Raw genomic sequence first — 18,769 nt, 5'->3', positions numbered from 1 at the left:
CCGTATTCGCATGTCGTTTGGTCAGGTCAGCGCGCTGTGGCGTTATCCGGTGAAGTCACTCGGAGGCGAGCAGGTCGAGCAGATCCATATCGGCTCCCGCGGTCCGCACGGCGACCGGCTGTGGGCGGTGCGCGACCTCGAACGTGACGTGACCGCGACGGCCAGGCGCATCCCCGCCCTGTTGGGGGCGACGGCCCGATATGCGGAGCCGGTCGGCCCGGGCGCAGGCCCCGGCAACGCGCCCGAGGTCGAGATCACCTTTCCCGACGGCAGCGTGGTGTCGAGCAGCGATCCCGACGTGCACAAGAGACTTTCCGACCTGGTCGACCGCGACGTCCGTCTGACCGCCCTGCCGCCCGCCGACGACACCAGCCTGCACAAGTTGAGCCGTGACGAGCGCGAGAACATGTCGATCGCCGCGTTGCGCAAGGATTTCGGAATCACCGACGGTGAGAAGTTCCCGGACATGTCGATGTTTCGCGTCACCGATCTCGCCACCCTTGGCAAGTACTCGACCCCGCCCGGTATGTTCGTCGATCTGGCGCCCGTCCACGTCATGACGCAGACGAGTCTGCAGACCATCGGCGCCGAGATCGGCGGCACCGACTTGGATGTGCGCCGCTTCCGCCCCAATATCCTGTTGGCGCTGACCAATCCGGACGACGGGCTGCCTGAATCGCAGTGGACCGGCGGACGCCTCTCGCTCGGCGGAGTCGTGCTCGACGTGACCATGCCGACCATCCGGTGTGTCGTGCCGAGTCGTGCGCAACCCGGCTTCGAGGTCGACCGCCGCATCACGAAGGCGGTTGCGAATCGGGCGAGCCGATGCCTGGGCACCTACTGCTGGGTGGCCGCAGGCGGCACGGTGAGAATCGGCGACGAGGCGACACTGAAGGAGAGCAAGAACCGTGCGCTCGCCGATGCCGCCCGTCGCACGAAGCGTTTGGCCTTTGGGATGGCGACCAGCGTCATGGAGCGCTTGGGGCGCTAGCCACTCTGGGGCAGGCCGACTCTCAGCGCAATCTGCTGCATCTTGCCGATGTTGATGACGAAGTCATCGGTGGTGACGTCGCCCGGCGCGCTCTGGAATTCCAGGCGCACCAGCGCGGGCCCCTCGGTGAACAGCAGCAGCGTGACCGCTTTACTGCCGTCCTTCGACATGCCGATAGCCATCGTGCCGCTGGTGCCGACCGGTGCCGGGCGGGTGGTCGCATCGGTGAGCGTCGAGCCGAGCGTCGGCAGGGCCTCACGCAACGTCGTGGCCGCCGTCTCGGCATCGGGGTAGATCACGATGGTGGCGGCGATGGCCCGGGTGTCGTCCTGGTTGACGTACAGGGCACTCGCACCGGGCAGTCCGTCGGGGCCCGACGGGGTGGTCGACTGCTCGGTGAAGGTGTCCTCGTTGTCGCTGACGTCGGCCGGCTGTAACAGCAGACGGCTGTAGTCGACCACCTTCTTGTCGTCGGTCGTCTGCGTGGTCGTCGGAGTCATCGGCACTGACGGGATCGTCGCGGCGGGCTGGCTTGCGCCACTGCCCCCATGGTCGATGCCCGATGGGGAATCACAGCCGATCGCTGCCGCGCACATCAGCGCCGCGATAGCGGTCGCCGAGCTGGACTTGAAACCTTTGAACACTCTGATCTGACTTGGCTTTCGTGGGTATTGGCGGTCGCCACCCAACGTACCCGCGCTAGATTTTTCGCGCGCTCGCCGTGGCCCGGTCGAGTTCCCAGAACGCCCGCAGCGCAACGATCTTGCCCTCGTCGTTCACGCGGTAGGTGAAGATGCCCTCGGCTTTCACCTCGTAGCCGGCGGACTTGATCACGATATGGCCGATGTTGGCTTCCTCGTTGCCGCACTGATACGTCTCGACGAAGTCGAACTCCAGGTCGCTGGGCGCGATCGCCATGTCATAGAACTTGGAGATCGCCTCCTTGCCGCGGTGACCCTTGCCCTCGGGGTCGAAGTGTGACGGACCGATCGGATCTTCGACGACCGCGTCGTCGGCGAAGTTCGCCAGCCACGCGTCCTTGTCGTGGGCGATCGCCGCCTCCCGCGAACGCTTACCCGCCAGGTGCACCGGTGCGTCGGGGTTGGTGACGGTCATGCTCAGTCCTGCCAGCCCGAGTGGATGTAGGTCTCGGCGAAGCGCTTCATCGAATCGATCTTCTTGTCCACCGGGGCGTCGAAGGCGAGGCCCTCGAACACCCACGGAATTCCGATGTAGTCGGTGACACCCGCCGCGGCCAGGTCGCGGTGGCCGTCGACACCGAACTTGTCGATACACACGGCCTGGTATTCGAACGGTTCGTCGGCGCGGCCGTTCTCAGCCAGCAGCTTCTTGAGCTCGGTGATCGTTTCGGCCAGCTGGTCGCACGTCATCATCGCACTGGTCCAGCCGTCACCGATCCGGACGGCGCGTTTGAGCGCGACCTCCGTGTGCCCGCCGACGTAGAACGGCACCGACTTCGACGGTGCCGGGCTCATCTGCAGCCGGTCGAAGTCGTAGAACTCGCCGTGGTGCTCGACCATGCCGCCGGCGAGCACCAGCTTGATGACGTCGATCATCTCGTCCACGCGCTTGCCGCGCTTCGCGTAGGGCACCCCACACCACTCGAATTCCTCAGGAGCCCAGCCGATCCCGACACCGAAGCCGAACCGGTTGTTGGTGAGGTTCGCCACTGATCCGACCTGTCGGGCCAGTAGCAGCGGATTCCGCGAACCGAGCTTCATCACGTTGGTGTAGAAGCGCAGCCTCGAGGTCACCGCACCCAGTGCACCAGCGAGGATCAACGGATCGACCCAGGGCGAGTTCTCATCGAACATCCGCTTGCCGTCGGCGGTGTAGGGATAGTCGACGGACTGCTTCTCGAAATAGAAAATTGAATCCGGCAGCGCGACGCTGTCGAAGCCGAGTTCTTCAGCTGCCTTTGCGATCTCGATCAGCTGGTCGAGTGGGCTGAACGCGATGCTGACGGTGTACTGCATCCGTGTCATGACTTGGCGGCCGGCTTGTCGGAGGAGACCACCCACATCGAGTAGTACTGCGACCCGCCGCCGTATGCGTGGCCCAGCGCCTTGCGTGCGCCTTCGACTTGATGCTCACCGGCCTTGCCCATCACCTGGATCGCCGCCTCGGCGAACCGGATCATGCCCGATGCACCGATGGGATTGCTCGACAGCACGCCGCCGGAGGGGTTGAACGGTATGCGTCCGCCGATCGCCGTTTCGCCGGCCTCGGTGAGTTTCCAGCCCTCGCCCTCAGGCGCAAAGCCGAGGTTTTCCAACCACATCGGCTCGAACCACGAAAACGGGACGTAGACCTCGGCGACGTCGATCTCGTCGATCGGGCTCGTGATCCCGGCATCGCGCCACAGTGCGGCCGAGGCGTCACGCCCGGCCTGCGGGTTCACCTGATCGCGACCGGAGTAGGCCAGGGGCTCGGTGCGCAGCGCGGTGGCGTGTACCCATGCGACGGGATGACCTTCGGCCACGCGTGCGTCGGCGATCTGCTCATTGCCGATCACCAACGCGCACGCGCCGTCCGACGAAGGACACGTCTCGTCGAAACGGATGGGGTCCCAAAGCATCTGGGACTCCATCACCTTCTCCAGCGTGATGTCGGGCTGGTGCAGGTGGGCCAGCGGGTTCTTCGCTCCGTTGAGCCGATCCTTGACCGCGACCATCGCGCCGATGTGTGTCGGTGCGCCGGATCGCCGGATGTATGACCGCACGTGCGGGGCAAAGTAACCGCCGGCGCCCGCCCCGACCGGCTTGGTGAACGGGACCGGAATGCTCAACGCCCACATGGCGTTGGACTCCGACTGCTTTTCCCACGCCATCGTCAGCACGCGGTTGTACTTGCCGGACTGGACCAGGCTGGCAGCCACCACCGCGGTCGACCCGCCGACCGAGCCCGCGGTGTGTACCCGGATCAGCGGCTTGCCGGTGGCGCCGACCGCGTCTGCCATGAACAGCTCGGGCATCATGACGCCCTCGAAGAAGTCGGGCGCCTTGCCGACCACCACGGCGTCGATGTCGTCGAACGTCGAGCCCGAATCCGCGAGCGCCTTGTCAATGGCCTCGCGGACCAGCCCGTTCATCGAGACGTCTTTGCGCTTGGCGACGTACTTTGTCTGCCCGGTGCCGAGCACCGCTGCGAGTTGACCCGCCATGGTTATTTCCCTTCCAGCACGGCGACGAGGTTCTGTTGCAGCGCAGCCCCGCTGGTGGCGTGGGCAAGCACGCGCTGCGCAGAGCCGTTGAAGATGTGCCTGGCCGCGAAGCCGATGCGCTCCAGGCCCGTCGAGAACATCGGGTTGGCCGCCAGCGCGCCGCCGGAGGGGTTGATTTTCGTGGAGTCACCCAGCCCGATGGCCTCGGTCAGGATCAGCTGCTGATGAGTGAACGGTGCATAGAGTTCGGCCACGTCGATCGAACCGGCATCCCCACCGGTGGCCGCCTTGGCCGAGGCCGTTGTCGACGGCGATGTGGTCAGGTCGCGGGCGCCCAGCACCGGCGTCTCGATGCGGTGCTCGAAACCGGTGATCCAGGCCGGGTTCTCGCGCAGCTCGCGGGCCTTGTCGCCCGCGGCGAGCACGATCGCCGATGCACCGTCGGTGATCGGCGCGATGTCGTGGCGCCGCAGCGGATCTGCGAAGTATGGGCGGGAGAGCAGCTCGTCGATGCTTTTCGCCGGCTTCTCCGAGTCGGTGCGGCTGGCGGCGTTCATGGAGTCGAGCGCCACCTGGGCCATCTGCTCGGCGGTCCACTTGCCGGAGTCCAGCCCCAGCCGAGCCTGCAGACCGGCCGTCGACACGGCGTCGGGGACCAGCGGTGCCACGGTGTAGGGGTCGGTCTGCATCGCAAGTACGCGACGCAGCACCCCGGCGCTGGACTTGCCGAAGCCGTAGACGAGCGCGGTGTCGACCGAGCCGGTCAGGATCTTGATGTAGGCCTCGTAGAGCGCCCATGCGGCATCCATCTCCACGTGCGATTCGTTGATCGGCGGGACCGCACCGATCGAGTCGATCGCGGAGAGGAACGAGAATGCGCGCCCGGCAAGGTAATCCGAGGAGCCCGAGCACCAGAACCCGATGTCGGTCTGCTTGATGCCGAGATCGGCGTAAAGCTCGGCGAAGCATGGCATCAGCATTTCGACGCCGTTGGTGGTGCCTTCGGTGCGGCGCACATGCGGAGCATGAGCGAAGCCCACGACGGCTACGTCACGAAAAGTCATCTGAGCAACCCTTACTGGTGGTGCTTGTAGGTTTCGTAGTCGGCGTCGGGTTCACCCGTCGGCCGGAAGTAGTCGATGTTGTCGATGCCAAGACCCCACTCCTCGCGGGGCTTCCACACCGCCTCGACCCGCATGCCCATCCGCACGTCGGTCGCGTCGATCTCGGTGACCAGGTGCAGGAACGGGATGTCCGCGCCGTCGAGCAGCACGTATGCCGCAACGTACGGCGGCTTGATCCGCTGGCCGGCGAACGGGATGTTGATGATCGCGAACGTCGTCACGGTTCCCTTGTCGGGGAGTTCGATGAACTCGTCGAGCTGCTGGCCGGTCGCCGGATCAGCCTCCCGCGCCGGGAAGTACACCTTGCCGTTTGCTCCGGTGCGTGCACCCAGCAGCTTGCCCTCCTCGAGCGCCCTCAGGAACGCGCTCTCGGGAAGTGAAGCGGTGTGCTGGATTTCGATTGTCGTGGGAACGACGAGCATCGTCACCGGGTCCCGGTCATCCGTCACCTCGGGGACTTCTTCAGCCTGGTCGCCCAGCTTGAAGTAGGCGATGTCGGTGATCGCGCCGACCGGTTCGTCAACCCAGTGCACGTGGACCCGGGCCCCCGTGCTGATCGCATCGGACGAGCCGGCGTCGACAGCATGGAGTAGAGCGGTGTCGGCCCCATCGAGCTTCACCAGCGCCCACGCGAACGGGCGGTCCAGTGGTTGGCCCTCGAGGGGTTCCGGCTGCCAGCTCCACGAAACCACGGTCCCGACGCTGCTCACCGGTACGATTTCGGTCAATTCCGCATAGGTGACCGTGTCGTACTCGGCGGGCGGCACGAGCACCCGACCGTCCGAACCGCGCACGCCGACAATGCGGCGCTCGCGCAGGGCAGTGAAGAACTGGGACAGGAGTGGTCCGACTGAACGGGTGTAGTCGAATGAAAGCCGCAACGGCGCCGAAAGTGGCGGCTCATGCGGATCGATCTGCACCGGGCTGCTTTGGCTGGTGGTCACAGCGTCGAGTAGAACAGGTTCTAAGAATGGTTTCAACCACGGGTCGGAAGGCGAGCTAATGAAGCTAGGTTTGCAGCTCGGATATTGGGGCGCGCAACCGCCCGAGAATCACGCGGAATTGGTCGCCGCAGCGGAGGACGCCGGGTTCGACACCGTCTTCACCGCGGAGGCCTGGGGATCGGACGCGTACACGCCGCTGGCCTGGTGGGGCCGCGAAACGACGCGCATGCGGCTTGGCACGTCGGTCATCCAGCTGTCGGCCAGGACGCCGACGGCGTGCGCGATGGCCGCGCTGACGCTGGACCACCTATCCGGCGGCAGGCACATCCTCGGCCTCGGGGTGTCGGGTCCCCAGGTGGTCGAGGGCTGGTACGGCGCCAAGTTCCCCAAGCCCCTGGCCCGCACCCGGGAGTACATCGACATCCTGCGCCAGGTCTGGGCCCGCGAGGCCCCGGTGCACAGCGACGGCCCGCACTATCCGCTGCCGTTGACGGGCGAGGGGACCACCGGGCTCGGCAAGAACCTCAAGCCCATCACCCACCCGCTGCGCGCGGATATCCCGGTGATGCTGGGGGCCGAGGGGCCGAAGAACGTTGCGCTGGCCGCCGAGATCTGCGACGGCTGGCTGCCGATCTTCTATTCGCCCCGGATCGCGGGCATGTACAACGAGTGGCTCGACGAGGGATTCGCCCGCCCGGGAGCACGCCGCACCCGGGAGACCTTCGAGATCTGCGCGACGGCTCAGGTCGTCGTCACCGACGACCGCCCCGAGATCATGGAGCTGATGAAGCCGCACCTGGCGCTCTACATGGGTGGTATGGGCGCCGAGGACACCAACTTCCACGCCGACGTCTACCGGAGAATGGGTTACGCCGAAGTCGTGGACGACGTCACCAAGCTGTTCCGCACCGATCGCAAGGACGAGGCCGCCAAGGTCATTCCCGACGAACTCGTCGACGACTCCGCGATCGTGGGCGACCTCGCCTACGTGCAGGAACAGATCAAGGCGTGGGAGGCCGCGGGCGTCACGATGATGGTCGTCGGCGCGCGGTCACCCGAGCAGATCCGGGACCTCGCCGCACTCGTATAGGCCTCGAGTAGACACTTCCTTGCTAGTTGTCTAGTCCGCGTTCTAGATTGACTCGATGACCTCCCAGCACACGATCGCGGGCACGGTGCTGACCATGCCGGTGAAGATTCGCAAGGCCGCTCAGCACATGGCGATGTTCTCTGTCGACGCCGACGCCGCGCAGCAGATGATCGACTACAGCGGCTTGCAGGTCTGCCGGTACCTTCCCGGCCGCGCGATCGTCGTCCTGATGTTGATGCGCTACATCGACGGCGATCTGGGCGAGTACTACGAGTACGGCACCAATGTGATGGTGAACCCGCCAGGGACGAGTGCGAGCGGGCCCCGCGCCTTGGGTTCGGCGGGTGCCTTCATCCATCATCTTCCCGTCGATCAGCAGTTCACCTTGGAAGCGGGAACGACCATCTGGGGCTTTCCGAAAGTCATGGCCGACTTCACGATTCGAGACGGCCACCAGTTCAGCTTCGACCTCACCGTCGATGGCCAGTTCGCGCTCGGCATGGACTTCCGCCCCGGTCTGCCGGTCCCGCTGTCGGGGCGTACGCAGGAACAGACGTCGTACTCGTACCGCGATGGTGTCACGCGCGAGATCCCCTTCGAGATGACGCCGTCGGCCCTGCGTTACCGGATCGGGGGCGCCAGGGTGCGTCTAGGCGAACATCCCTATGCCAAGGAACTCGCATCGCTAGGCTTCCCGAAACGTGCACTGATCTCCGGATCGGTTGGCAACGTGCAGATGTCATTCAACGACGCGCAGGAGGTGTCACGGTGACAGCTATCCAGGCAACGACAAAGCCGGACGTGGACCTTGCCGACGGCGGTTTCTACGCCGACCGGCCCACGTCGCGCGAAGCGTATCGGTGGATGCGGGCCAACGAGCCGGTGTTCCGCGATCGCAACGGCTTGGCGGCCGCGACGACATACGAGGCCGTGATCGACGCGGAGCGCAATCCCGAGTTGTTCTCGAACGCAGGCGGCATCCGCCCCGATCAACCTGCCCTGCCGATGATGATCGACATGGATGATCCGGCACATCTGTTGCGCCGCAAGCTCGTCAACGCCGGTTTCACGCGTAAGCGTTTGAAGGTCCAAGGCGATTCCATCAGCTCGCTGTGTGACTACCTCATCGACCGGGTGTGCGAGCGGGGCGAATGCGATTTCGTCCACGACATCGCAGCACCGCTGCCGATGGCGGTCATCGGGGACATGCTCGGTGTGCTGCCCGACGAGCGGGAGCTCTTCCTCAAGTGGTCTGACGACATGATGGAAGGACTGAGTTCCACTGTGTCCGAGGCTGATATGCAGGTCACCTTGGATGCCTTCATGGCGTACAACGAGTACACCATGAACAAGATCGAACAGCGTCGGGCCGAGCCGACCGAAGACCTGATCAGCGTTCTGGTGCACGCGGAGGTCGACGGTCAACAGTTATCCAACGACGACATCCTTCAGGAGACCCTGCTGATCCTCGTCGGTGGCGACGAGACGACACGCCACACGATCTCCGGCGGAACCGAACAGCTGATCCGCCACCCCGAGCAGTGGGACCTGTTGCAGAACAACCCCGGCCTGGTCCCCGTCGCGGTCGAGGAGATGCTGCGCTGGACCTCACCGTTGAAGAACATGGCGCGCACGATCACTGCCGACACCGACTTTCACGGAACGCAGCTGCGCAAGGGCGAGAAGATGCTGCTGATGTTCGAGTCGGCGAACTTCGATGAAGCAGTCTTCGGCGATCCCGACAACTTCAATGTTCAGCGAGACCCGAACAGCCACTTGGCATTCGGCTTCGGTACGCACTTCTGCCTGGGTAATCAATTGGCCCGGATAGAGCTCATCAACATGATCGGCGCAGTCCTGAAGCGGCTGCCCGATCTGCAGTTGGCCGACGGCGCGGCCACGCTGCCGTTGCGCGCAGCCAACTTCGTCAGCGGCCTTGAGGCGATGCCGGTGACGTTCACCCCGACCAAGCCCGTGGGCTGAGCCCGCCTACTTCATCTGGAAGTTGGGCGCGCGCTTCTCCTTGAACGCCAGCGGGCCTTCCTTGGCGTCGTCGGACAGGAACACCGGGATGCCGTTGGCGGTGTCGGGCTTGAACGCGTCGAGTTCGTGCATGCCCTCGGCCTCACGGATGGTCTTGAGAATCGCCTGCACGGCCAACGGGCCGTTGTTGTTGATGACGTCGGCGATCTCGAGTGCCTTCTCCAGTGCGGTGCCGTCGGGGACAACGTAGCCGATCAGGCCGTAGGACAGCGCCTCGGCGGCGGTGATGTGCCTGCCGGTCAGCAGCAGGTCGCACGCGATCGTGTAAGGGATCTGGCGCGGCAGCCGCACCGCCGAGCCGCCCATCGGATACAGGCTCCACTTCGCCTCGGAGATGCCGAACTTCGCGCTCTCACCGGCAACGCGGATGTCGGTGCCCTGCAGGATCTCGGTGCCTCCCGCGATCGCCGGGCCCTCGACTGCCGCGATCAGCGGCTTGGTCAACCTGCGACCCTTCAGCAGCCCCTCGATCTTCGTCGGGTCGAACGCACCGCTCTTGAACGAGTCGCCGGGAGGGGCTTTGGTTGCGGTCTTCAGATCCATGCCCGCGCAGAAGTAGCCGCCGGCACCGGTGAGAATGCAGGTACGGATCTCGGGATCCTCGTCGACGCGGTTCCATGCGTCCACCATGATCGAGAGCATCTCGGTGGAAAGCGCGTTCCGCGCCTCCGGCCGGTTCAGCGTCAGGATCAAAGTGTGTCCGCGCTGCTCAATGAGGGCGTCGGGGCCCTTCTCATGCTCGCTCACGAGGGTCCGCCTTCCAGCGTCGATGCCACAGACTTGTCTGGAAATGTAACACGTTCTAGTTTAGTCCTGTGGCCCTGAACATTGCCGACCTTGCCGAGCACGCCATCGACGCCGTGCCTGACCGTGTCGCCCTCATTTCCGGCGACGAACAGCTCACCTACGCCCAGTTGGAGGAGAAGGCCAACCGCCTGGCCCACTATCTGCGCGACCGGGGGGTGAAGAAGGACGACAAGGTCGGGCTGTACTGCCGGAACCGCATCGAGATCGTGATCGCGATGCTGGGCATCGTGAAGGCGGGTGCCATTCTGGTGAACGTCAACTTCCGCTATGTCGAGGGCGAGCTGAAGTATCTTTTCGAGAACTCGGACATGGTCGCACTGGTGCACGAGCGCCGGTATGCCGACCGCGTGGCCAACGTCCTTCCCGAGACGCCGAACGTCACGACCATCCTGTCGGTCGAGGACGGTAGCGACGACGACTACCAGCGCTACGGCGGCGTCGAGTTCTACTCGGCACTGGAGCAGGGCTCGCCCGACCGCGATTTCGGCGAGCGCAGCCCCGACGACATCTACCTGCTGTACACCGGCGGCACCACCGGGTTCCCCAAGGGCGTGATGTGGCGCCACGAGGACGTCTACCGGGTGTTGTTCGGCGGCACCGACTTTGCGACGGGTGAGTTCGTCAAAGACGAATACGACCTGGCCAAGGCCGCCGCCGCAAACCCGCCGATGGTGCGCTACCCGATCCCGCCGATGATCCACGGGGCAACCCAGTCGGCCACGTGGATGTCGATCTTCTCGGGCCAAACCACCGTGCTGGCACCTGAATTCGACGCCGACGAGGTATGGCAGACCATCGAGAAGTACAAGGTGAACCTGCTGTTCTTCACCGGCGACGCGATGGCGCGCCCGCTGCTGGACGCATTGACCAAGCTGCACGACGGCGGCCACGAGCCCGACCTCTCGTCGCTGTTCCTTCTCGCCAGCACCGCCGCGCTGTTCTCGACGAGCATCAAAGAGAAGTTTCTCGAACTGCTGCCCAACCGGGTGATCACCGACTCGATCGGTTCCTCGGAAACGGGCTTCGGCGGAACCAGCATCGTGGCCAAGGGTCAGTCACACACCGGCGGCCCGCGCGTGACGATCGACCACCGCACCGTCGTTCTCGACGAAGAGGGTAACGAGGTAAAGCCGGGCTCAGGTGTGCGGGGGATGATCGCCAAGAAGGGCAACATTCCGGTCGGCTACTACAAGGACGAGAAGAAGACGGCCGAGACGTTCAAGACGTTCAACGGTGTGCGCTATGCGATTCCGGGTGACTACGCCGAGGTCGACGCGGACGGCTCGGTGACGATGCTCGGCCGCGGCTCGCAGTCCATCAACAGTGGCGGCGAGAAGATCTACCCAGAAGAGGTGGAAGCCGCGCTCAAGGGCCACCCGGATGTTTTCGACGCATTGGTCGTCGGTGTGCCGGACGAGCGATTCGGCAACTGCGTCGCTGCCGTCATCCACCGTCGTCCGGGCACCAACCCGACGCTCGCCGAACTCGACACGTTCGTGCGTCAGGAGATCGCCGGATACAAGGTGCCGCGCAAGGTTTGGTGGGTCGACGAGATCCACCGGACGCCGGCCGGTAAGCCCGACTACCGATGGGCCAAGGACACCACCGAGGAACGCCCCGCCGACGACGCACACGCCAACCATGTGGGGTCCGCGACTTGATGCGAACCGCCCTCTGTGACCGCTTCGGTATCGACTATCCGATATTCGTTTTCACGCCATCGGAGAAAGTCGCCGCCGCGGTCAGCAAGGCCGGCGGGCTCGGCGTGCTCGGCTGCGTTCGGTTCAACGACGCCGATGATCTCGAGACGGTGCTGTGCTGGATGGACGAGAACACCGACGGCAAGCCCTACGGCGTCGACATCGTGATGCCCGCGAAGGTGCCGCAGGAGGGGACGGCCGTCGACATCGGCAAGCTGATCCCGCCGAGTCATCGCGACTTCATCGATAAAACCCTTGCCGACCTTGGTGTTCCGCCGTTGCCCGAAGATGAGGAGCGCAACGCGGGCGTGCTGGGGTGGCTGCATTCGGTGGCCCGGTCGCACGTCGAGGTGGCACTCAAGCATCCGATCAAGTTGATCGCCAACGCCCTTGGCTCACCGCCGAAGGACGTCATCGACCAGGTGCACGCGGCCGGTGTGCCGGTGGCGGCCCTCGCGGGCAGCGCCAAACATGCCCAACGTCACGTCGAGAACGGCGTGGACATCGTCGTCGCGCAGGGCCATGAGGCCGGCGGACACACCGGCGAGATCGGCTCGGTGGTGCTGTGGCCGGAAATCGTTGATGCGGTTGACGGTAAGGCACCCGTGCTAGCAGCCGGCGGTATCGGCAGCGGTCAACAGGTGGCGGCGGCGCTCGCGCTTGGCGCGCAGGGGGTGTGGATGGGCTCGGCGTTCCTGACGTCGGCCGAATACGATCTCGGCCACCGCAAGCCATCCGGCGTCTCCACGATCCAGGAGGCGCTGCTGCGCGCCAACTCGAGTGACACGGTGCGCCGCCGCATCTACACCGGTAAGCCTGCGCGCCTGCTCAAGTCGAAGTGGACCGACGCCTGGGACGAGCCCGATGCGCCTGAGCCGCTGCCGATGCCGCTGCAGAACATCCTCGTCAGCGAGGCCCACCAGCGAATGAACGAGTCGGACAATCCCGACACCGTCGCGATGCCGGTCGGCCAGATCGTCGGACGGATGAACGAGATCCGCCCCGTCGCAGACATAATCGCCGAGTTGGTCTCCGGTTTCGAAGAGGCAACTCGGCGATTAGACGGTATCCGCGAGGGTTAATACATCACGGCGTGATGGTCGTCTGCTCGTCGATGACGTTCGTTGCCGCGCCCACGATGTCGCCCTGGTTCTCCAGGCCGTCGGCGTTGAGCTGCAATATGTAGAGGCCGTCGGCGCCGGGGATCACGACCGTCTTCTGGGCGACGATCTTGGTCTGCCCCTCCGAGTCCCAGGTGCCACCGAGCTGAAAGGCCGGGTACTCGCCAAGCGTGCTGTTCTCACCTTCGTTCGATGCAACCCAGCCCGGCAGGTTCTGCAGTTCGCCCGGCGCCAAATCGATGATCCGCTGCGGATCGACGTTGCCGGTCAGCTTCGAGACCAGCGCGACGATGCTCGGAGAGTACTCGGCAGCTTCGGGGCCTGCATAGATTATTGCGCCGTAGGCCCACTCGGGGGTGTTCTCCCCGGCCGGCTCCCAGCCGTCGGGGATCGGCAGATCGATCGTCGGCGAACCGGGGTCGCCACGTTTGACGGGCGTCTCCTGAATGTTGTTCTCGACGATGTAGCTGGCGATCGTCGGGTTCGGGCCCGCCGCATCCTCATCGCGCGGAGCGACCTTGGCCGTTGTCGTCGGCGCGGCCTTGGCGCTCGTCGTGGTGGTGGTGGTGGTTTCCGATTCCGTGGTGCTGGGTTCGGTTTTGGTGTCCGAACCGCATCCCGATAACACCAGGGCCAAAGCCGCAGCCAACGCGGCTGCTCCGGTGATCGCCGTGCGCCTCATCAGTCAACTCCTGTCGTTGTGCACCGCCTGTCGCCGTTCTTGGCAAACATCACCGGCGCATTGGTTGTAGCGAAGCGTAGTCGAAAAGTGCACTTATGACGGGGGACTCAATCAAAAGGCGCAAACCCGCCGCCAAGGGTGTCCGATTTGTTCACGACACCTACCCGGCTCCCGGCATAGCGTCGGCGGTATGGATATTCGAGTGACTTCAACCGTCTTCCAAGTATTCGCCAGCAACCTGGCAGCATCGCTGAACTTCTACCGGCTTCTTGGTCTGCCGGTGCCGGACTCCGATGGACCGCATGTGGCAGTTGAACTGCCCGGCGGCAACACCCTGTCGTTCGACAACGAGGAGACGATCGCCAGGCTCACATTGGCGTTTGGCGTCGGGACTGCCGGTGAGGTCGACGCACTCTACGAAAAGGTCACCGCGGAGGGCTATTCCGGCTTGCTCCAGCCTTACGACGCCCCGTGGGGGCAGCGCTATGCAACCGTTGCCGACCCGGACGGCAACTGGGTGGATCTGTTCGCGCCGTTGCCGTCCTGACCAAACCATCGCAAGGGCACGCCCGCGAGCGCGCGGACCTCACGGTGCAGATGCGGTTGGTCCGAGTAGCCCGCGCGGACGGCGACGTCAGTGAGGACAAGCCCCGCATCCAGCAGTCGTCGAGCGCGCCGGAAACGCAGGATGCGCCGCAGGGTCGCAGCACCGTAACCGTATACGGCGGTGCACTGGCGCTGCAGGGTGCGCGGCGACCAGCCGAGGGCGTGCGCCAGGTCGGCGACGTTCGACCCGGCGGCGAGGTCCTCGGTGACCTGCCTCAACTGCGGCATCGTCCACGGCGCCGTTTCGCTCCGCGGCTCTTCGGCCGCCAGCTGCTCGGTCAATTCGGTCAGCGACCGGGCTCGCGGAGGCGGTCTCCGCAGATCCGAAAGGAGCACCCGCCGATCGCGTATCTCGCCCGCCGGAACTCCGAGTAGGCGAGGCAGAATGCCTGGCCGAAAACGCAAGCCGACGTATGGGTCTCCGTCGCGCGACGTCATCACCGCTGCGGTGTCCGGCCCGGCGACGACGATGTCGCCGTTCATCGCGATGAGGTCCATGCACCCGTCGGGCAGCACGCGCACGGGAGCCGGCGGACCGTCCAACGCCCACGCCGACTCGACCAGGTCGCGCAACACGGTGGGCGGTGCGTACTCGCGATATCCCACGCTGACGACGTTACCGGCGGAGTGCGACATCGCCTCGGCCGTGTGACGGACCATAGACTCGGCGTGAAAAAGGAGACGCGTGTGGTCACGTTGGACCGGTTGGTGAACGTGTTGGGAAGCTACGGCGTCCGTTTGCGTTTCTGCCCGATACCGCGCTCGAAGGAACTCGGCAGTGTGGCGATGCACGAGACCGCCGGTGGACGCACGGTCATCGGCGACGTGCTCCTGGCCATCGGGGCGCGTTCGGCCGACGAGGCGTTGCGATGGGCGGCGTCGGCGCACGCGGCAGTTGTTCTTCTGCGCGACGTCGATGACGACACCACCTTCGCCGGGATGGGTGAGGGCATCGCGGTGATGGTCGTCGATGCGACGGTGTCGTGGAGCGAGCTTTCGGCGGTCGTTTATGGGTTGGTACTGGAAGGGCGTGAAACCGAATCCGGTCGCGGTCCAACGGATCTGTTCGCCCTCGCCGACAGCATGGCCGAGATGACCGGCGGCGGGGTCACCATCGAAGACCCATTGTCGCGGGTGCTTGCTTACTCGACGATGCAGCAGAACGCCGACCCGGCGAGGGTGGCGACCATCATGGACAGGCAGGCGCCGCAGCACCTTCGCGAATTCTTCGATACTCGAGGTGTTTTCGCCCATCTTGCGACCTCGGATGAACCGTTGTTCGTCAGCCCGGACACCGAACACGGAGTGTCTGGCCGCATGGTGGTGGCGGTGCGCTCGGGGCGAGAGCTCATGGGATCGTTGTGGGTTGCCTGCCACAAGCCGCTGGACGATCCCGAACGTACGGCACTGGCTGACGGGGCCCGCACAGTGGCTCTGCATCTGTTGCGGTCACGCGCCAGTGCAGATTTGGAGCGCCAGGTCGAATCCGAACTGGTGCTTCGACTGCTTGATGGCAGCCCTGATGCCGCCGCGTCGGCCAGCAGACTTGGCTTGCCGCAGGGTCTCATGCGGGTGATAGCCGTGCAGGCGTTCATCGGCAACGATCGAGACGCCGGTCTCCTGCTGGCCTTCGAGAGGGCGACCAGCGGCTTCGGTTGGTCGCGCCCTGGCCGGAGCGCACTGGCCGGAAATACCGTCTATACGTTGCTGCCGGGCGAGCAGGCGGCGGCGGCGCGTCGCTGGGTCGCAGGTTTGCTAGCGTCGCTGCCCGATCGGTTGACCGTGTTGGCCGGAATCAGCAAAGCGGCAGGGCCAAGCGATCTGCCCGCGGCGCGACAGGAAGCCGATGAGTGTCTGGCCCTGCACGAAACCAAGCAGTCAAGTACCTCGCCGCCTGCCTACGACGAGTCATGGGACGAGATCCTGCTGCAACGCCTTCGCACCGCGGCGCGCTCTGGCCGGACGCCGGACCGGGGACCCGTCGCTGAGCTGCGACGCCACGACACCGATCACTCCACCGACTATGTGTCGACATTGAGGGCTTGGCTGGAGGCTCTTGGGGACCCTGCCGAGGCGGGCGACCGTTTGGGATTGCATGAGAACACCGTGCGATACCGACTCCGCAAGATGGGCGAGATCACCGACCTGCAGTTGGGCGACGGCCGCAAGCGGCTGGCCATGATCATCGAACTTGCTGCGATGAACCTCGACTGACCAGGTCATTTGTCGGATCACCACAACGGCACCGCTGTGGGTTGTCCCGTGGCGGCAACTGCTGTCGGTGCCGGTCGGGCGACCATGGAGTTACCCGTAATGGTCGAGCGATGGAGGTATGGCAATGGTTGGCGGCGAACGTCTCGATGGCGGTCCGCGGTCTGCGGTCGTGGTCGGCGCGGGCATCGTCGGATTGTCGACGGCGTGGTTCCTCCAGGAGAGGGGAGTCGACGTCACGGTGGTGGACCGCGCCGGCGTGGCTGCAGGGGCCTCCCGGGGCAACGCCGGGTGGATCGCCCCCGCACTGACGATGCCGCTGAACTCTCCGAAGGTTCTTCGCTACGCGCTGCGCTCGCTGCGCGACCGCAGCGCTCCGCTGCACGTCCCGTTGCGCGCAGATAGTGCGCTATGGCTGTTCTTGATGCAATTCGCCGCAAACTGCCGCCCGTCGACGTGGAACCGGGCGGTGCTGGCCAACGTCCCACTCAACGAGGAATGCATTGAGGCGTTCGACGTGCTGCTCGCGAACGGTGTCGATGCACCGGTGACCGACGCTCCGATTACGGCGGTGTTCCGGACCACCCGTGACGCGGAAAACATGATGCGCGAGCTACGCACTTTCGAGGACGCCGGACAGTCGCTGTTCGTGACCGGGCTCTCCGGTGAGGCATTGCGTGAGCAGGTCCCTCTCGCGTCGCCGGCGATCACCGCCGCGCTCAACATCAACGGCCAGCGATATGTCGATCCGGGACGCTTCGTCACAGCCCTTGGAGAAGCGGTTGTGCAACGCGGGGCGACGATTCTGACCCACGAGGTACGTGACGTTTTCAGCTCCGGCAACACGGCGACGGTGCTTCCCTACAACGGCAAGCCGGTGACGGCCGATGCTGCTGTGATCGCTACCGGCGCCTGGTTGTCGCGACTGGCGGGCAATCGACTGCGGGTACCAGTTCGGTCAGGTCGTGGCTACTCGTTCACCGTGCCCGTGGACCGGCCCATACCCGGGCCCATCTACCTGCCGGATGTGCGAGTGGCATGCACTCCCTATAACGGTGCGCTGCGGGTGGCGGGCACGATGGAGTTCCGTGACCCGCATGAACCAGTGATGGCGCAGCGAGTCGGTGCAATCGTGGCCTCTGCGAGTCCCCTGTTGGAAGGCGTTCGGTGGGCCGAACGCAGCGACGTTTGGGTCGGTCCGCGCCCGGTCACCCCTGACGGCTTGGCGTTGATCGGTGAAATATCCCGCAACGTCTACGTCGCCGGCGGGCACGGAATGTGGGGCCTCGCGCACGGGCCGATCACCGGCCGGCTACTGACCGAACAGATCACGACCGGTAAGCAACCCGAAGCCCTGCAGCCTTTCGATCCGCTGCGGCGAGCAGTGGGCTGAACCGAGGTTCTCGCCCGACACGGGCATCCGAGTCGTCAGGGGCGGCGCGTTTGTTGCAGCCCGCCCCTGACGACAACTCTTACGTAGTGAAAGGGCTGAATATGACTATTTCACAAGGCATCTGGATCTCATCGGAAGCCTACGAAGGTTTACACGAGGAATTGGCCACCCTGCGGCGACTGTGTGCTGCCGCCGTCGAAGACGGGGATACCGGTGAAAATGCGACCGCTATCGAACGGGCCCGCCAATCGCGTATTCAACAGATTCACGACCTACTCGTTTACGCGGTTGTAGGCGAGGATCCGCCCAACGACGGGATCGCCGAACCGGGCATGGTGGTCAGCGTTCGATACGACGATACCGGCGACACCGAGTCGTTTCTCATCGGCGTTCCGGGTACCGAGCTGGGCGATACCACGGTCTACTCAGTTCAATCTCCCCTCGGTGCAGCCATTCTCGGCGCGCGCCCTGGTGAGCGACGCAGCTTCAAGTTGCCGAGTGGCGCTGAGCTGTCCGTCACAATGCTGGCGGCCGTTCCCTACGGTCTGCACAACGCGCAGATGCGATAGCGGGCAGGGGCTCTAGCCCACACCAAAGAAGGGAGGGCAATGTTTGCACCGCTTGAAAGCGAAGATCCACTACTCGGAAATAGCATGCAGCCCAACGGTAGCCGCGTGATAGCCCCTGTCGCTCTGGAGCGATGGGAATCCGATGGGGGAGCGCTTCCGCCACCACAGCCGTGGTTGGAGGTTGTCCCGGTCTTCGTGGAATTTGAGGTGGCGGTCCCTCACCTGATGCCCGCCAGATGGTAGGTCTTCGGGTGAACGACCAAGTACACCTCGAAGAAGGAGTAAGGGACCGCCATGAAGACCG

The 18,769-nt window shown here is 64.9% G+C and carries 19 protein-coding genes; 10 read left to right on the top strand and 9 right to left on the bottom strand.

Annotated features, from left to right (window positions below):
• The first annotated feature begins 10 nt into the window (after positions 1–10).
• Complete coding sequence (locus tag CSQ99_RS25425) at positions 11–991, top strand: MOSC domain-containing protein (protein WP_176561217.1); 981 nt, start codon at positions 11–13, stop codon at positions 989–991.
• On the opposite strand, the gene CSQ99_RS25420 is transcribed toward CSQ99_RS25425, so the two are convergent.
• Genes CSQ99_RS25420 through CSQ99_RS25395 form a run of 6 tightly spaced genes read right to left on the bottom strand, consistent with a single transcriptional unit; the run spans position 988 to position 6,243 of the window.
• Positions 988–1,635, bottom strand: a complete 648-nt coding sequence (locus CSQ99_RS25420) for a hypothetical protein (RefSeq protein WP_425437876.1) — start codon at positions 1,633–1,635, stop codon at positions 988–990. The genes CSQ99_RS25425 and CSQ99_RS25420 overlap by 4 nt on opposite strands.
• Before the next feature lie 55 nt (positions 1,636–1,690).
• Positions 1,691–2,107, bottom strand: a complete 417-nt coding sequence (locus tag CSQ99_RS25415) for a nuclear transport factor 2 family protein (RefSeq protein ID WP_099041776.1) — start codon at positions 2,105–2,107, stop codon at positions 1,691–1,693.
• Positions 2,108–2,109: 2 nt separating this feature from the next.
• The gene (locus CSQ99_RS25410; protein WP_099041802.1) at positions 2,110–2,988 is read right to left on the bottom strand and encodes a TIGR03619 family F420-dependent LLM class oxidoreductase; all 879 of its coding nucleotides are present in this window, start codon (positions 2,986–2,988) and stop codon (positions 2,110–2,112) included.
• Between the two features lie 5 nt (positions 2,989–2,993).
• A complete protein-coding gene (locus CSQ99_RS25405; protein ID WP_099041775.1) occupies positions 2,994–4,175 on the bottom strand; it encodes a thiolase domain-containing protein in 1,182 nt (393 codons plus the stop codon).
• Positions 4,176–4,177: 2 nt separating this feature from the next.
• Positions 4,178–5,239, bottom strand: coding sequence for a thiolase domain-containing protein (locus CSQ99_RS25400; protein WP_099041774.1), 1,062 nt, complete (start codon positions 5,237–5,239; stop codon positions 4,178–4,180).
• A gap of 11 nt (positions 5,240–5,250) precedes the next feature.
• Complete coding sequence (locus CSQ99_RS25395; protein ID WP_218014614.1) at positions 5,251–6,243, bottom strand: Zn-ribbon domain-containing OB-fold protein; 993 nt, start codon at positions 6,241–6,243, stop codon at positions 5,251–5,253.
• A 58-nt stretch (positions 6,244–6,301) separates the two neighbouring features.
• Here CSQ99_RS25395 and CSQ99_RS25390 point away from each other — a divergent pair, with 58 nt between their 5' ends.
• From CSQ99_RS25390 to CSQ99_RS25380, 3 genes are read left to right on the top strand one after another with little or no spacing between them, the layout of a single operon-like run.
• Positions 6,302–7,333, top strand: coding sequence for an LLM class F420-dependent oxidoreductase (locus CSQ99_RS25390; RefSeq protein ID WP_099041773.1), 1,032 nt, complete (start codon positions 6,302–6,304; stop codon positions 7,331–7,333).
• A 55-nt stretch (positions 7,334–7,388) separates the two neighbouring features.
• Positions 7,389–8,105, top strand: coding sequence for an acetoacetate decarboxylase family protein (locus tag CSQ99_RS25385; protein WP_099041772.1), 717 nt, complete (start codon positions 7,389–7,391; stop codon positions 8,103–8,105).
• On the top strand, positions 8,102–9,316 hold the full coding sequence (locus CSQ99_RS25380; RefSeq protein WP_281258511.1) for a cytochrome P450: 1,215 nt from the start codon (positions 8,102–8,104) through the stop codon (positions 9,314–9,316). Before CSQ99_RS25385 ends, CSQ99_RS25380 begins: the two co-directional genes overlap by 4 nt.
• Before the next feature lie 6 nt (positions 9,317–9,322).
• Here the strand turns inward: CSQ99_RS25380 and CSQ99_RS25375 are convergent, their stop codons facing one another.
• Positions 9,323–10,123 (bottom strand): crotonase/enoyl-CoA hydratase family protein, encoded by an 801-nt coding sequence (locus CSQ99_RS25375; protein ID WP_099041770.1) that lies wholly within the window; start codon positions 10,121–10,123, stop codon positions 9,323–9,325.
• Positions 10,124–10,191: 68 nt separating this feature from the next.
• Here CSQ99_RS25375 and CSQ99_RS25370 point away from each other — a divergent pair, with 68 nt between their 5' ends.
• Together CSQ99_RS25370 and CSQ99_RS25365 are read left to right on the top strand one after the other, a co-directional pair.
• A complete protein-coding gene (locus CSQ99_RS25370) occupies positions 10,192–11,844 on the top strand; it encodes an acyl-CoA synthetase (RefSeq protein ID WP_099041769.1) in 1,653 nt (550 codons plus the stop codon).
• Positions 11,844–12,965, top strand: coding sequence for an NAD(P)H-dependent flavin oxidoreductase (locus CSQ99_RS25365; protein WP_099041768.1), 1,122 nt, complete (start codon positions 11,844–11,846; stop codon positions 12,963–12,965). Before CSQ99_RS25370 ends, CSQ99_RS25365 begins: the two co-directional genes overlap by 1 nt.
• Positions 12,966–12,969: 4 nt before the next feature.
• Here CSQ99_RS25365 and lpqN read toward each other — a convergent pair whose 3' ends face one another.
• On the bottom strand, positions 12,970–13,686 hold the full coding sequence (lpqN, locus tag CSQ99_RS25360) for an envelope biogenesis lipoprotein LpqN (protein ID WP_099041767.1): 717 nt from the start codon (positions 13,684–13,686) through the stop codon (positions 12,970–12,972).
• A gap of 190 nt (positions 13,687–13,876) precedes the next feature.
• On the opposite strand from lpqN, the gene CSQ99_RS25355 reads away from it, so the two are divergent.
• Positions 13,877–14,233, top strand: a complete 357-nt coding sequence (locus CSQ99_RS25355) for a VOC family protein (RefSeq protein WP_099041766.1) — start codon at positions 13,877–13,879, stop codon at positions 14,231–14,233.
• On the opposite strand, the gene CSQ99_RS25350 is transcribed toward CSQ99_RS25355, so the two are convergent.
• Positions 14,170–14,952 (bottom strand): helix-turn-helix domain-containing protein, encoded by a 783-nt coding sequence (locus CSQ99_RS25350; protein ID WP_245909086.1) that lies wholly within the window; start codon positions 14,950–14,952, stop codon positions 14,170–14,172. The two genes, CSQ99_RS25355 and CSQ99_RS25350, sit on opposite strands and share 64 nt — an antisense overlap.
• A 27-nt stretch (positions 14,953–14,979) precedes the next feature.
• On the opposite strand from CSQ99_RS25350, the gene CSQ99_RS25345 reads away from it, so the two are divergent.
• From CSQ99_RS25345 to CSQ99_RS25335, 3 genes are all read left to right on the top strand, one after another.
• The gene (locus tag CSQ99_RS25345; RefSeq protein ID WP_099041799.1) at positions 14,980–16,506 is read left to right on the top strand and encodes a PucR family transcriptional regulator; all 1,527 of its coding nucleotides are present in this window, start codon (positions 14,980–14,982) and stop codon (positions 16,504–16,506) included.
• Positions 16,507–16,630: 124 nt separating this feature from the next.
• A complete protein-coding gene (locus CSQ99_RS25340) occupies positions 16,631–17,896 on the top strand; it encodes an NAD(P)/FAD-dependent oxidoreductase (protein WP_099041765.1) in 1,266 nt (421 codons plus the stop codon).
• 101 nt (positions 17,897–17,997) lie between these two features.
• Complete coding sequence (locus CSQ99_RS25335; RefSeq protein WP_099041764.1) at positions 17,998–18,465, top strand: GreA/GreB family elongation factor; 468 nt, start codon at positions 17,998–18,000, stop codon at positions 18,463–18,465.
• Positions 18,466–18,769 lie beyond the last annotated feature (304 nt).

Source organism: Mycobacterium neglectum (assembly GCF_002591975.1).
Classification (GTDB): Bacteria; Actinomycetota; Actinomycetes; order Mycobacteriales; family Mycobacteriaceae; genus Mycobacterium; species Mycobacterium neglectum.
Note: the sequence above shows the minus strand (reverse complement) of the source record. Positions and strands in the feature narration are given on the sequence as shown.